Here is a 13926-nt window from a genome sequence, read left to right as displayed (position 1 = left end):
CAAAGCATTGAAATTCACCGAAGACAGACTTGAACAAGCCATTATTGAGCTACTAGCAGCTGAGGGCTATCCACATACAGTTGGCGAAGCACTCGACTGCAACCCTGACGATGTGCTGATTAAGTCTGATCTTCGACAGTTTCTAGCGACCCGTTATAAAGATGACTTGATCACAGAATATGAGATTGAGTCTATTATTCATAAGCTTGAATACCTTCCTGCCTCCGACCTTTACGACACTAATAAAACCATCATGAAGCTTGTTGCGGATGGCTTCACACTCAAGCGTGAAGACTATACCCAAAAAGATTTATACATCCAGCTGATTGATTATGAAGCACTCGATAACAATCGCTTTCGCATCGTCAATCAGATGGAGATACAAGGCTTTGAGCTGCGTATCCCTGATGGCATTCTGTATATCAACGGCTTACCACTGGTGGTGTTTGAATTTAAGAGCAGCATCCGTGAAGATGCCACCATGTTTGATGCCTACACCCAGCTGACCACCCGTTATAAGCGCGATATCCCAGAGCTGTTTAAATACAACGCCCTATGCGTGATTAGCGATGGGGTCAACTCAAAGATGGGCTCATTCTTTGCGCCTTATGAATTCTACTACTCTTGGCGCAAAGTCACGGGCGATGAGAAGTTAGAGAAAGACGGTATCCATTCCTTATTGACCATGATGAGCGGTTTATTTGATAAAACGCGTTTGCTCGATGTTATCCGTAATTTTATTTACGTACCTGACAAATCAAGCTTTGATGCAAAAATCGTTTGTCGCTATCCGCAGTATTATGCCGCCACCAAGCTATACGACAATATCAAGCAGCACATGAAGCAGCTCGATAGTCATGGCAATTTAATTAACAATAATGGCTTACGTGACGGGAAGGGTGGTACCTACTTTGGCGCGACTGGCTGTGGTAAGAGCTTTACCATGCTGTTTTTAGCCCGTCTACTGATGAAAGACGCGGCGCTTGGTAGTCCCACCATCATCTTAATCACTGACCGTACCGACTTAGATGATCAGTTATCCAAAACCTTTACCAATGCTAAAACCTATATCGGTGATGAGAACATCATCAGTGTCGAGAGTCGTGCTGAGCTACGAGAAGAGCTCAAAGGACGTAAGAGTGGCGGCGTATTCCTAACCACCATTCATAAGTTCACCGAAGACTTAGCCCTACTAACAGAGCGTACCAACGTTATCTGTATCTCAGATGAAGCGCACCGTAGCCAAATCAACCTCCAGCAAAAAATCACCGTTACCGAAGATGGCGTCAAAAAGACCTACGGCTTCGCTAAGTATCTGCATGACTCATTACCCAATGCCACTTACGTTGGCTTCACAGGCACGCCGATTGACGCCACCCTTGATGTCTTCGGTCCCGTCGTTGATAGCTACACCATGGTCGAGTCGGTATTCGATGAAATCACCGTGCGTATCGTCTATGAAGGTCGCGCCGCTAAAGTGCTACTCGATAGCAAGCAGCTTGATGAAGTCGAAAAATACTATACGGAGAGCGCCGACGCTGGCACCAATGAATATCAGATAGAGAAAAGCAAAAAAGCCATGGCGAGCATGTCTACCATACTTGGTGACCCTGACCGCATTAGAGCTATAGCAGAAGACTTTGTTCAGCATTATGAAGCACGAGTCGCTGAGGGCACCACACAAAAAGGCAAGGCTATGTTTGTCTGTAGCAGCCGTGAAGCCGCCTATCAGTTATATAAAGACATCATAGCGCTGCGTCCTGAATGGGATGAGGTGCGAGCGTGCGAAGAAGGTTCAACCTTATCTGAAAGCGAGAAGAAAAAAGTTAAACCTATGGAGCGCGTCAAGATGATCATGACTCGTAACAAGGATGACGCAAAAGGCATGTGGGATAATCTTGGTAATAAAGACTACCGCAAAGAGCTCGACCGTCAGTTTAAGAACGGCAAATCTAACTTTAAAATCGCCATCGTTGTCGATATGTGGCTCACAGGCTTTGACGTGCCATTCCTCGATACCATCTACATTGATAAACCTTTGCAAAAGCATAGCCTGATTCAAACCATCTCACGGGTCAACCGTAAGTTTGAAGGCAAAGAAAGCGGCTTAGTGGTTGATTATATCGGCATCAAAAAGCAGATGAACCTGGCGCTCTCGCATTACACTGGCGGTCAGATTCAAAACCTAGAAGATATCCAAAAGTCAGTGGTGGTGGTCAAAGACCATTTGGATCTACTAGATACCGTCTATCATAAGTTTGACTCTAGCCTGTACTTTAATGGCACGCCATTAGAGCAGCTCAATTGCTTGAATGCAGCGGCTGACTTTGCATTGCAATCTAAGAAGCTAGAAAAACGCTTTATGGATTTGGCCAAGCGTTTGAAGTCTGCCTATGATATTTGCGTCGGTAGCAGTGAGCTCACAAAGGCGCACAAGGACAAGATTCATTACTACCTAGCCATTCGTACCATCATCTTTAAAATCACCACTGGTGGCGCACCTGACGTTGAACAAATGAACCAAAAGGTACGTGACTTGGTGAAAGACGCGCTGCTGAGTGATGGCGTTGAAGAAATCTTTAAGCTGGGTGATAACACCGACGGTGAGATCGATATTTTCGATGAAGACTACCTAGCCAAGCTTGAGGTGATTAAGCAGCCCAATACTAAGCTGGAGCTACTACAACAGCTACTCGCTAAAGCCATTGGTGAGCTGAAAAAGACCAACAAGGTTAAGGGCGTCGATTTCAGTAAGAAGATGAATGCCTTGGTTGAGAAGTATAATGACCGTGACGAGCAGGACTTACTACGTGCTGAAGTCATTGGCGATTTCTCTGATGAGATCATCAAGCTGTATCACGAGCTGCGCGAAGAGATGGCGTCGTTTGGTGAAATGGGTATCGACTTTGAAGAAAAGGCATTTTATGACATTCTGCTGTCACTGGCACATAAATACGATTTTACCTATCCCGAAGACAAGCTGATTGAGCTGTCCAAAGAAGTAAAAAAGCTTATCGATGAGAAAGCCAAATACACGGATTGGAACAAGCGCGACGACATCAAAGCGGAGCTACAATTTGATTTGATGGTGCTTCTCGATGAATGGGGATATCCACCTGTTGATTCCAAAGAGGTCTATAAAGAGATATTTGAGCAGGCTGAGAACTTTAAGAAGCATCGGGTGGTTTAGTATAAACAAGAAATTGAGTCTAAAGGTTTTGAAACGAAAGGGGTTTGCTACTTCATAAATGCACTAAGTTAACGTTTATATACTTGAATTCATATCCTGCCTGATATGCTGCTGAAATGAGTAAATGAGTAAATGAGTAAATGAGTAAATGAGTAAATGAGTAAATGAGTAAATGAGTAAATGAGTAAATGAGTAAATGAGTAAATGAGTAAATGAGTAAATGAGTAAATGAGTAAATGAGTAAATGAGTAAGGATGCTGTATGTACTTAGTTATTCAATAAGGGTTAAAAAGCTTCTCCAAAAACTATCTAAGAATGATTTTAATAATAAAGTGCTCGTCTGAAGAAGAGATATGCTGATGAATCTCTTAAAACAAATATATTGCAGGATGCCATGTCAAAAAAGTGGTAGGGCCCTGAGGCGCAGAGCCTTAGTTTGTTACTATATTAAAGAGCATGACATCAGTATCCGCAGAGCTTACTTGATCTTATAAGAATTGGGGCTTTGGATTGTGCTCTTTAAGCCTGCGTAACGTGCTGGGACTGCCATAATAGTAAATAAAAAATATGAAATAAGTCCATTTATCGTTTCTAGCTATTTGATCCGTTTAAAGTATACAAACCGGGGTAAATAATAATTATTCAAGCTTATCTTTCACTTTGAAAGGTTCTGAGAATTGTAGAATTAAGAAATTAACGACTGATAATATGATCGCTATCTCATAACGTCCATAAGCAACAGAGATGCCAATAGCAGCAGTATTCCATAGACTCGCAGCTGTCGCAGTGCCTTTTACCGTATTATCACCTTTAAAAATCGCCCCACCACCGATGAAACCCATACCTGTAATAATTGCGTACATGATTCTCGCTTCGGGTTCTGCTGCACCTCCATGATAGATATCGACAGCCACTAGCATGAAAGCACAGGATGCAATACTGACTAATGGGAAAGTTCTGAGTCCTGCACCCTTATCTTTCATCTCACGATTAAGCGCAATCGGTAGGGAAAGCACGAAAGCAATTGCTAATTGAATTAGGTGATACACCATTAATTTTAAGTTTAAATCAAATTCAAACATGGTTTATTGCACTCTTTAAAAGAAGGTTAAATGAACAAGGGTGATTATCGTTATTTTTAATGCGTCGAAGATGACTTATTACTGCGTAATTTACCAATCATGGTGACCATAGCCACGACAATAACACCGACGGCTAAGCCTACTAACGCATTTAATAGCATCGTTGTTATGCTTTCAAATATGCCAGTTAGGTGCGCTAAGTCTTCCACTTCATGATGTAAAAAACTGATCCCGTGCACTAAGATACCGCCGCCCACTAGAAACATTGCTAATGTCCCAGCAATGGATAAAAACTTCATCAGCTTTGGTGCCGCAGACAATAAAATCCCACCTATTTTCTGCTTTGCACCGTTCGTCTGTTTCATTAGGTAAAGACCTAAATCATCCATTTTAACGATACCCGCTACTAAGCCATAAACGCCTACTGTAATGCCAATAGCAATAATAGACAGCATCACGCTCTTCTCTAAAAGCGTCGCTCCAACTGCTGAGCCGAGTGCAATTACGATAATTTCAGCCGATAGAATAAAGTCGGTGCGCACCGCACCTTTGATTTTGTCCTTTTCAAAAGCAACCAAATCAATCGTCTCATCAGCATTGGCACGTAGACGGGCGATTTGTTCTTCATCGTGAGGTAAGATATGTGGCCAGAACTTATGAATGATTTTTTCAGCACCCTCATAAGCCAAATAGACACCTCCGCACATCAATAAAAACGTGACTAATGGCGGGTAGATGGCACTAATCAGCAACGCTAATGGTACTAATATAAGCTTGTTAACGAATGAGCCTTTGGCGACGGCCCAAACTACTGGTAGCTCACGGTCGGCTTTAACGCCTGAAACTTGCTCAGCATTAAGGGCCAAATCATCACCCAATACTCCTGCCGTTTTTTTAACGGCAACCTTGGTCATGATTGACACATCGTCTAGTATCACACTGATGTCGTCAAGCAAGGTTAATAAACTGGCTCCTGCCATGTGTGCTCCTTTGCGTCTATTTATATAAATTAATTGATAGGTTTTTTATTAAAATCTTTCTAATGTTTTTTGGTATCACCGACAATCTTGTCCATCAAAGCAAATAACAGGCCTGACAGTACAAACGTCATATGGATAATCACTTTCCACATCAATCTATCAGCATCACCTTCGCTCATCTCTTTAGGTATATCCATAAATGATTTAAGAAGATCAATCGCAGAAATGGCAACGATGGCACCAATCACTTTGAGTTTCAGCCCAGAGAAATTGATTTTCCCCATCCATTCAGGGCGGTCCTCATGATCTCCGGTATCAATTTTTGAGACAAAAATCTCATAACCACTAAATATGATGATAAGCAATAAACTTGCGACTAATGACATGTCGATAAGCGCCAACGTACCAACGATGACATCGGCTTCAGATGCACTGAACACATGAGTCGTCATATGCCACAGCTCTTGAAAAAACTTAATAAATAATAAAATGATACCGAGCACCAATCCCAAATAGAACGGGGCTAGCAGCCAACGACTATTAAATATGGTTTTTTCTAATCTTTGTTCAGCTTTCTTCAGCATTTGTGTCTCTTGTTGTTGGCAATATAAATGTTTGAATATAATGTCTATTATTAGGTAATAAAAAGCAATGCATGTTAGAAAAAAGGTTATACCAATTATTTGGCATAACCTGTTATTAACGATATTCTAAAATAATAATTTTTTGCTTTACATTGTCTACACTCTAAGCAGTGAGTTTTGCCTGTTGCTTACGATGTTTCAGTGAAGCAAGCAGGGCCCAACCAATAAAGGCAATACCGATCAGTCCTGTAATAAGCTCTGGCACATGAAATTTCACCGATAGCAGCATGATAATGGCTAAAGCGCCGATAGCATAATGCGCGCCGTGTTCAAGATAGACAAACTCATCAAGCGTGCCTTTATCAACTAAGAAAATAGTCATCGAACGCACGAACATCGCACCGATAGCAAGACCCAGCATAATCACGATAACGTCATTGGTAATCGCAAAGGCGCCAATTACGCCATCGAAACTGAATGAGGCATCGAGGACTTCTAGGTATAAGAAGCCGATGATACCGCCTTTCATAATCGCACTGGTCGCTGCTGCGCCCGAGCCATTTTCTTTGTTTTCTAAGTCCTCTTCGAGATCACCTTCAAGCATACCCGAGACCACTTGTACGCCAAGGTATACCAAGATACCCCATACGCCAGCGATTAGAACAGCGGCGGATTGCTCAGGGTCAGCAAATGATACCGCAATCATCAACACAATAAGCGCCACAAAGACGCTCATGGCATCGACTTTGCCAAGCTTTGCCAAACGGCTTTCAAGCCAGTTAAACCAGTGCACTTCTTTTTCATCAAAAATGAAGTTTAAGAAGACGAGCAATAAGAAGATACCACCGAATGCGGAGATTTCAGCATGGTGTGCCATTAAACGGGCAGAGTATTCTTCTGGTTGATACAAAGCCAGTTTGATGACCTCTACCATAGCAAGCTCAGCAGTTACCGCGACAATGACAATAGGAAATACCAAGCGCATCCCAAATACAGCAATCAAAATACCAACGGTTAAGAATATCCTTTTCCAAAACTCATCCCAGCCTTTAAGAACTGAGGCATTGACCACCGCATTATCGAATGATAATGAGATTTCCATGACGGCCAAAATTGCGGTAATAGATAAGGTTGCGATCAAACCACCCATCCCGCCATGTGAATATCCCCACCATGCCGCGATCGCTAATGCAATGGCGGTAAAGATGAAGTCTAAATAAAAATGTCTCATGACACATCCTGTCTGGTTGCGTAAAGCTAAGTGTATCTACTAAAAGTATGAGGCATAAAAAAAGTGGCTATCGTGAGCCACTTCCCTATGTGATTTTTAATAGAATATAAAGTATTTTTTTAAAATATTCTATGCAGAATTGTCACTGTATTTTTTATGCTTTGGCGATTAAAAACACCTTATATTTTAATAATAATTCTAAGCATAAGATACTGATCAAATAGAGTTATGCTGCGTAGTTTAGCTTCTGTATTAGCATTACTTAGAAAAATGCGAATTCCACTCACAAATAAAAATTTGCTATTTTGGGTATACCCTAGCGATACCAGTAAAACAAACCATAATTTGAGCTAATGAGTTACCTAGAATGGACAATGTTAACAGGACTATTAATTATCTTAAATGGTTGCCTTTTGGCTACTAGTCCATGTTATGTCTAATAATGATAGAAACTATGCCACCGCTGGCCCCTCTAGTTGTTTTAGGCCAATCATTCTCAGTATTCCTTGGTCATCAACTTCTTTAATAACCAACAACCATTCCTCATTAATCGCAACCGTATCGCCTGCTACGGGTGCCATCTTTAAGCTATCCTTAATGTATTCAGCAACCGTTTGTTCCCACATATTTTTTGAGCTGCCTTCATTTTTAGTGTTCAAGCCATCGTCCAGAGACTCGGATTTCATCCTATCGGTAAAGAATGGCACATCTTTAAGTTTGACACTCGGCGATAGCATCCAATCGCCATAAAAATCATCGATGGCTCTACGGTCTAACGTCGTGTCATTAAAAACATCCGCAATCTGACCGGCATAATCGCCGCTCATGGCATACCAAACGCTATCGCCAAATTTGAGCTTGGTGTCTTCATTAATTGCCAAGATTTGCTGACCGCGCACCAAGGCAAAAACACGGATTTCCTCAGGGCTGATGCGCGTAGAGATGTCCCTTGGATGACGACCAATTGCAAACGCACCTAACTTTACTTCAAATTCATACAACGTAATGCTTGCTCTGTCTGACACCCACACTTCATGCTCTTCTTTTGGGTCTTTATTGTTTGGAATACGCACCTTAAACAGATTGGCCATAAAAGGAATGGTCGTCCCTTGTAATACTAATGATAAAACTACCACACCAAAAGCAATATCAAATAGCATAAAGGCATTATCTACCCCTGCAATCACTGGCAACATGGCAAGGGTAATGGGTACCGCACCGCGTAAGCCAACCCAAGAGATGAAACCGATCTCTTTGTTTTTAAACTTAAAAGGTAAAACACTGGTATAGACTGCAATAGGACGAGCCACTAAAATCATAAAGGCAGCAATGGCCACTGAATAAGGCCAAACTTCAAGAACGTTCGATGGTGTGACCAATAAACCTAATACGACGAATAACACCGCTTGCGACAACCACGCAAAGCTGTCCATTACGCGCATGACATGCTCAGTTGAGCGTACCTTATGGTTGCCAATCAGAATACCCGTGACAAAGACGGCTAAAAAGCCACTTCCGCCTAGTAAGTTGGTGGCAGCAAACACCGCTAAACCAGCCGATAATATCAAGATGGCATACATACCTTCTGCCAAGTGTATTTTGGGTAATAACCGAGAGAGGAAGTACCCGAAGAACAAGCCCATTCCTAGACCAAAGCTAAGCTGCTGTAATAGCAGCCCTAAAAAGCCTAGCGCTGTCTGTCCGGCAGGATCAACATTTAAAGCAATTAATCCAGTTACTAACAGAATTGCTAAAGGGTCGTTGGCGCCCGACTCTAATTCAAGCGTGGCTTGGACACGATCATTTAATTTAACACCGCCATTACGCAGCAGTGAAAACACCGCTGCCGCATCAGTAGAACCAACGATTGCCGCTAGCAATAGCCCAAAGCGCCAATCGACATCAAGCAGCCACGTGACGAATACACCCAGTATCATTACGGTCGCAAGTACGCCCCAAGTAGCTAGCGTAATTGCTGGTTTTAGTCCAACTCGAAACGATTTAAAAGAAGTACGCAGTCCACCGTCTAGCAAAATACAAGCCAATGCCGCCTGCCCGACAAAATTGGCTATCTCATATTGAGAAAACTCAATACCCAATATACCCTCTTCACCGGCAAGCATCCCAACCACTAAAAACAATAGCAAAAGTGGAACACCCAAACGCGCCGATAACGTACTTGCCATGATACTGGCGAAAATTAATACTGCTCCTACGAGATACACGATATTTAAGGTATCCATGTTTCATTAAGCCCTATTTTATAATACTAAGCTGAACTAACCAGAACGGGAGTAACATTTACCCATTGCTTTCAACGGTTAATTATTGTTTTAACATGCTTCTTAAGAATAACTGAGCTATGCTTGTATGTTAGTAAATATCTTATTCTATTATTGCTAAACGAGTCATATTATGAAAAAAGAGACACTGACAGGACTATCTATTATTACATTTGCAGCATTTTATATTTGGATTCAAAATGGCAGTAACCCATTTGATAAAAAAAGAAATACTGAACTCGAACAAGCTCAAAAAACATCAAAGATTGCATTGCTAACGAAGTGCCAGAAAGCAGTACAGCCCATGCTTAAAGGCTTTAAGTCTATGGACATTAAACGAAAAAACACAGACTACAGACGATTAAATAATGGTAACTTTGAAGTCATAACACATTACTACGCTGAAGATAGTTTGGATGCGGCTCCGCTCATTATCGTCGACTGCTTATTCGATAAAGATGGCAGTTTATTAGAAACAGCGCAGGTTAAATAACTTCCAGTATAGCTATGGAGCTGTAGTAGATGAGACCATCCCAGATTCTGTGTAACTGACGTTTAGATTAAATACTTACACAAAATTTAGGAAGGTCTCAAAGCGCCAACTTATCCTTATATTCACACATACCTTTTAATGCACTATCGATTAACGTTTTCATCTTAGACAGTTCTGAAATTTTAATTTCTAGCTGTTTGTTTTTTTCTAGAAGCTTTTCACCCATTTGTGATTGCGTCAGGTTGTTTGAATACAATAGCTCTGTTAGCTCTCTAATCTCTTTTAAGGTGAAACCTAACTCCTTCGCCATAATAATCATATTGAGCTGTTCCATAATCCTGTTATCGTAATCTCTATAACCATTAGATTTTCTAGATGGTGACGAAATTAATCCTTCCCTTTCGTAAAAACGGATCGTATCTCTGCTTAGTCCGACTGTTTCAGTTAATTCTTTTATATTCATTATCGAGCACCCTCAATTAACGCTTGACTATGGAGTAATGTCCATAGTGTATAGTAGGCGTTAATTAACAACAAGTAGGTTCTTTTATGGATATAAATATTCTGACGGACGACAACGTCGAGCTGCGTGCAACCCTCTATAAAGCGAATAACCCTAAGGCCGTTGTTCTAATAAATCCAGGAACCGCTACTAAAACTTCTTATTATTTGCCGTTTGCTAAATACTTAAGAGAGCATGGTTTTCATGTCATTCTTTGGAACTATAGAGGTTTTTGCGATTCTAAAACAAGTCATCTAAAGGAGTGTCATTATCAGTATTCTGATATCGGACGGTACGACATTCCAGCTGCCATCGATACAGCTAAGCGCCTGTTCAATGACTTACCCTTGTATTGCGTAGGGCATAGCGCTGGAGGTCAACAAGTTGGCCTTGCTCATAACGCCGATCAATTAGATGCTCTAATTGCAGTGGCTGTATCGGCAGGATATTTTAGCTATATGCCGCTTCGCTATCGTCTTAAAGCCAATTTCTTTTTCCGTTTTTTAGCACCGCTTAGTAATAAAGTCTTTAATTATGTGCCGGCTAAAAGCTTCAAACTCATGGAAGATTTGCCAGCTGGTTTTACAGAGGAATGGGGTGCTTGGTGCCGAGAAAAAGAGCTGTTTTTCTCAGATAAATTCTATGGGAAAACCATTCCCCTTGGTACTTACAAAAATTTTAATGTGCCAACTTTCGTCTTCACTGCCGATGATGATGAAATCTGTACTGAACGCAACCTGCATAATTTTTGGAAAAATGTGACCAGCGATCGACCTATCACTTTTAAACGCTATAGCATTGGCAGGAGCTCAGACCAATCAGTTGGACATTTTGGCTACTTTAGAAGTAAAAACACTCATATTTGGCAAGATATTTTAGAGACGATCAACAAGGTACATCATGATAAACCGTTACAATCACTATAAAACCCTGATTTTCATTGTATTACTTAATGTGTTTTCGAGCATTTTACACTATGTTCATAATGTGATTCATTTCGATCACTATCCTGAGCCTGATTGGTTATCTCCTCAGCTTGTAGATGCCTTCTGGTTCGTCATGACACCAATTGGTATCTATGGTCTGATTGTGGCTGTCAAAAGCCAGATGACCAAAGGAGGTTGGTGGCTTTATTTGTACGCCTTAATGGGGTTGTTGTCGTTACTGCACTACAACATAGAGACTGATAATATCATGACTGTTACCATGCACAGTCTTATCTGGTTTCAAGCAATTTGTGCCTTTTGGTTAATCGCCTATGTAACGATGTACTTTAAAAATAAAAGTGGGCATTAAGAGTACTAATTGGTGAAACTTTAGCCTTTATAAAAATAGCCTAACCTCTTATTTATCGTTTTAAGGAATTGAAAATGAATGTCGAAGAAACAATAGCAACATGGGAAGCAGAAGAAGCACGTATTAGAGAAAAGCTAGGTAACGCTGATGTTATTCCATTATCAGACTTAACCACTCGCAGTGGTATGGATATTTTTAATGCTATGTTTGCAGGAGAGCTGCCTCATCCTCCTATTGGTCTGACACTTGACTACACTCCTATCCATATGGAAAAGGGTATTGCGGTTTTTCAAGGACGTCCAAAGCGTCATCATTACAACCCATTGGGTACAGTCCACGGTGGCTGGTTTTGCACGCTTTTAGATTCTGCTGTTGGTTGTGCTGTACATACCCTCTTACCAGCAGGAAAAACCTATACAACTTTAGAGATAAAAGTAAACATGGTGCGAGCTTTGACAGTGGCAACACCTTTAGTTCGGGCTGAAGGTAAAGTAATTCATGCTGGTCGAAGAACAGCGACTGCTGAAGGCAAAATTATAGGGCCTGATGGCAAGTTATATGCTCATGCCACCACAACCTGCATCATTCTTGATGTTTAGATAAGATTTTCGATAGTTAATAGAGCTTATCTGTCAGTCTCAAGTCTAATAGCTTCTAAACCAAAGAAAAACGCTAAGAATATAATGGGTATTATATGAGTATAAAAAATACGGTAGGCTGGCCGCTTAAATTCAGTAGAAAATCTCTAAAAACCATCAATGCCCATGTCACAGCTTTTAGGACATACCTAAATAACAGAGTAACTAAGAACATACCCAAACAGCCAAATGAGACTGACATTTCGAATATCCAGACTACTTCTATGAATGAAGCGATTGATATTAGAGAGCTTGAGTATAAAAAAGCACCAATTAACTGGATACCTGCTGCTATTTTGATAGCAACGCCAATTGCAGCAGTCATTATCACCCCTTGGTATTTGATGACTCACCAAGTCAGTGCGCCTGTTTGGGGTGTATTTGGTGCTTTTATGGTATGGACGGGTATGAGTATTACAGCAGGATACCATCGCTTATTGTCACATCGGGCTTATAAAGCTCATCCGATAGTGAGAAATTTTTTATTATTAGGAGCGACTTTTGCCGTGCAAGGTTCAGCTTTTGATTGGGCCTCTAGTCATCGTGACCATCACCGATATGTGGATGATCCATTTGGTGATCCTTACTCCGTGAAGCGCGGCTTTTTCTTTAGTCATATGGGTTGGATGTTACGCAACTACCCAAGCCGTAAGATGGATTTTAAGAACATTCCAGACTTAACTAAAGATAAAATCTTACAGATTCAACATAAATACTACGGCCTATGGGTATTGGTCACGAATGTAGGTCTAGTTGCGGCTCTTGGTTGGTTACTTGGCGATGTATGGGGCTCATTAGTGATTGTTGGTCTATTACGTTTAGTATTAACCCATCACTTTACTTTTTTTATTAACTCGTTTTGCCACATGTTTGGCTCACGTCCTTATACCGATACGAATAGTGGACGTGACAACTTTTTCCTCGCTATATTCACATGGGGCGAAGGCTATCATAATTACCATCACTTTTTTCAATACGACTACCGTAATGGGGTAAAATGGTGGCAATATGACCCAACTAAATGGTTGATTGCTGGTTTATCTAAAGTGGGATTAACTACTGAGCTACGTACCGTTGATGACACTACCATTAAACATGCCGAAGTAAGAATGCAATTTAAACAGGCTCAGCAAAAGATCAATACGGCAATGTCGGCAGGTTTAGACATTTCTCATACTATGAAAATTTTTCAAGATCGTATCAATTTTGAGCATGACGCCTTCATGCAAACAGTGGCAGAATGGCAAGCACTAAAAGCGCAAAAAATTGAAATGAAAAAGAATCAGTACTCTGAACGTTTGCATGAAATTGATGACAAATTTAAGCAAGAATATACGAGAATTGAGGAAAAAATTCTTGAGCATAATAGTAATCTAAAAATGATTTTTCGCCCTATAGGCTAGAATGACAAGGTTGTTTAATAGCACTTCACTAAGGAGTTTATATTATTAGAGATATAACCAATTAGATATCCTAAGGGTAGTTCTTCTAAGCTAAGCTATACCCCAAGGGAACTACCTATTTTACCTTTCAAACCTATTAACAGACTACTTAAAGCAGACTGTTAGCATGGAACCATCTATAACAGACTTTTGAATTATAAGACTATCTGCTGTGCTTTTTTCCTATCATTAGCCTATACCTAAAA

Annotated in this window: 12 protein-coding genes and 1 pseudogene; 7 read left to right on the top strand and 6 right to left on the bottom strand. The window is 40.8% G+C overall.

Annotated elements, in window-relative coordinates; all coding sequences use genetic code 11:
- Positions 1–7: 7 nt before the first annotated feature.
- Complete coding sequence (locus tag QJS82_RS09380; protein WP_281490313.1) at positions 8–3190, top strand: type I restriction endonuclease subunit R; 3183 nt, start codon at positions 8–10, stop codon at positions 3188–3190.
- Between the two features lie 331 nt (positions 3191–3521).
- Positions 3522–3739: pseudogene (locus QJS82_RS09375) on the top strand (IS3-like element ISPar2 family transposase); the annotation flags it as partial.
- 89 nt (positions 3740–3828) lie between these two features.
- On the opposite strand, the gene QJS82_RS09370 reads toward QJS82_RS09375, so the two are convergent.
- From QJS82_RS09370 to QJS82_RS09350, 5 genes are all read right to left on the bottom strand, one after another.
- Complete coding sequence (locus QJS82_RS09370; RefSeq protein ID WP_068408280.1) at positions 3829–4272, bottom strand: MgtC/SapB family protein; 444 nt, start codon at positions 4270–4272, stop codon at positions 3829–3831.
- Positions 4273–4328: 56 nt separating this feature from the next.
- Entirely contained in the window at positions 4329–5252 is a 924-nt protein-coding gene (locus tag QJS82_RS09365; RefSeq protein WP_281490312.1) for a DUF808 domain-containing protein, read from the bottom strand.
- A gap of 59 nt (positions 5253–5311) precedes the next feature.
- Complete coding sequence (locus tag QJS82_RS09360; RefSeq protein WP_011512374.1) at positions 5312–5836, bottom strand: TIGR00645 family protein; 525 nt, start codon at positions 5834–5836, stop codon at positions 5312–5314.
- 163 nt (positions 5837–5999) lie between these two features.
- On the bottom strand, positions 6000–7067 hold the full coding sequence (locus QJS82_RS09355; protein ID WP_281490311.1) for a DUF475 domain-containing protein: 1068 nt from the start codon (positions 7065–7067) through the stop codon (positions 6000–6002).
- Between the two features lie 452 nt (positions 7068–7519).
- Complete coding sequence (locus tag QJS82_RS09350; RefSeq protein ID WP_281490310.1) at positions 7520–9310, bottom strand: potassium/proton antiporter; 1791 nt, start codon at positions 9308–9310, stop codon at positions 7520–7522.
- A gap of 172 nt (positions 9311–9482) precedes the next feature.
- Here QJS82_RS09350 and QJS82_RS09345 point away from each other — a divergent pair, with 172 nt between their 5' ends.
- Positions 9483–9842 carry a hypothetical protein gene (locus QJS82_RS09345; RefSeq protein ID WP_144297953.1) on the top strand — a complete coding sequence of 120 codons (360 nt, stop codon included), beginning with the start codon at positions 9483–9485 and terminating at the stop codon, positions 9840–9842.
- A 97-nt stretch (positions 9843–9939) separates the two neighbouring features.
- Here QJS82_RS09345 and QJS82_RS09340 read toward each other — a convergent pair whose 3' ends face one another.
- Positions 9940–10305 carry a MerR family transcriptional regulator gene (locus QJS82_RS09340; RefSeq protein ID WP_281490309.1) on the bottom strand — a complete coding sequence of 122 codons (366 nt, stop codon included), beginning with the start codon at positions 10303–10305 and terminating at the stop codon, positions 9940–9942.
- Positions 10306–10391: 86 nt separating this feature from the next.
- Here QJS82_RS09340 and QJS82_RS09335 point away from each other — a divergent pair, with 86 nt between their 5' ends.
- The 4 genes from QJS82_RS09335 to QJS82_RS09320 all read left to right on the top strand — a co-directional run bounded on the left by QJS82_RS09335 (position 10392) and on the right by QJS82_RS09320 (position 13681).
- The gene (locus tag QJS82_RS09335) at positions 10392–11270 is read left to right on the top strand and encodes an alpha/beta hydrolase family protein (RefSeq protein WP_281490308.1); all 879 of its coding nucleotides are present in this window, start codon (positions 10392–10394) and stop codon (positions 11268–11270) included.
- The gene (locus QJS82_RS09330) at positions 11245–11640 is read left to right on the top strand and encodes a hypothetical protein (RefSeq protein WP_281490307.1); all 396 of its coding nucleotides are present in this window, start codon (positions 11245–11247) and stop codon (positions 11638–11640) included. The genes QJS82_RS09335 and QJS82_RS09330 overlap by 26 nt, the downstream gene beginning before the upstream one ends.
- Before the next feature lie 74 nt (positions 11641–11714).
- Entirely contained in the window at positions 11715–12239 is a 525-nt protein-coding gene (locus tag QJS82_RS09325) for a PaaI family thioesterase (protein WP_193006322.1), read from the top strand.
- Positions 12240–12502: 263 nt separating this feature from the next.
- Positions 12503–13681 carry an acyl-CoA desaturase gene (locus QJS82_RS09320; protein ID WP_404672168.1) on the top strand — a complete coding sequence of 393 codons (1179 nt, stop codon included), beginning with the start codon at positions 12503–12505 and terminating at the stop codon, positions 13679–13681.
- The last annotated feature ends 245 nt before the right edge of the window (positions 13682–13926 follow it).

The sequence above is a fragment of the Psychrobacter maritimus genome (assembly GCF_029953575.1).
Taxonomy (GTDB): domain Bacteria; phylum Pseudomonadota; class Gammaproteobacteria; order Pseudomonadales; family Moraxellaceae; genus Psychrobacter; species Psychrobacter maritimus.
The sequence above is the reverse complement of the archived record's forward strand: the minus strand, read 5'-3'. Positions and strand labels throughout refer to the sequence as shown.

Bases quoted from the DNA above. Each gene is read 5' to 3' on its own strand.
- QJS82_RS09335 (WP_281490308.1), top strand. From the start codon at position 10,392: ATGGATATAAATATTCTGACGGACGACAACGTCGAGCTGCGTGCAACC.
- QJS82_RS09320 (WP_404672168.1), top strand. From the start codon at position 12,503: ATGAATGAAGCGATTGATATTAGAGAGCTTGAGTATAAAAAAGCACCA.
- QJS82_RS09355 (WP_281490311.1), bottom strand. From the start codon at position 7,067: ATGAGACATTTTTATTTAGACTTCATCTTTACCGCCATTGCATTAGCG.
- QJS82_RS09350 (WP_281490310.1), bottom strand. From the start codon at position 9,310: ATGGATACCTTAAATATCGTGTATCTCGTAGGAGCAGTATTAATTTTC.
- QJS82_RS09360 (WP_011512374.1), bottom strand. From the start codon at position 5,836: ATGCTGAAGAAAGCTGAACAAAGATTAGAAAAAACCATATTTAATAGT.
- QJS82_RS09345 (WP_144297953.1), top strand. From the start codon at position 9,483: ATGAAAAAAGAGACACTGACAGGACTATCTATTATTACATTTGCAGCA.
- QJS82_RS09330 (WP_281490307.1), top strand. From the start codon at position 11,245: ATGATAAACCGTTACAATCACTATAAAACCCTGATTTTCATTGTATTA.
- QJS82_RS09340 (WP_281490309.1), bottom strand. From the start codon at position 10,305: ATGAATATAAAAGAATTAACTGAAACAGTCGGACTAAGCAGAGATACG.
- QJS82_RS09325 (WP_193006322.1), top strand. From the start codon at position 11,715: ATGAATGTCGAAGAAACAATAGCAACATGGGAAGCAGAAGAAGCACGT.
- QJS82_RS09365 (WP_281490312.1), bottom strand. From the start codon at position 5,252: ATGGCAGGAGCCAGTTTATTAACCTTGCTTGACGACATCAGTGTGATA.
- QJS82_RS09370 (WP_068408280.1), bottom strand. From the start codon at position 4,272: ATGTTTGAATTTGATTTAAACTTAAAATTAATGGTGTATCACCTAATT.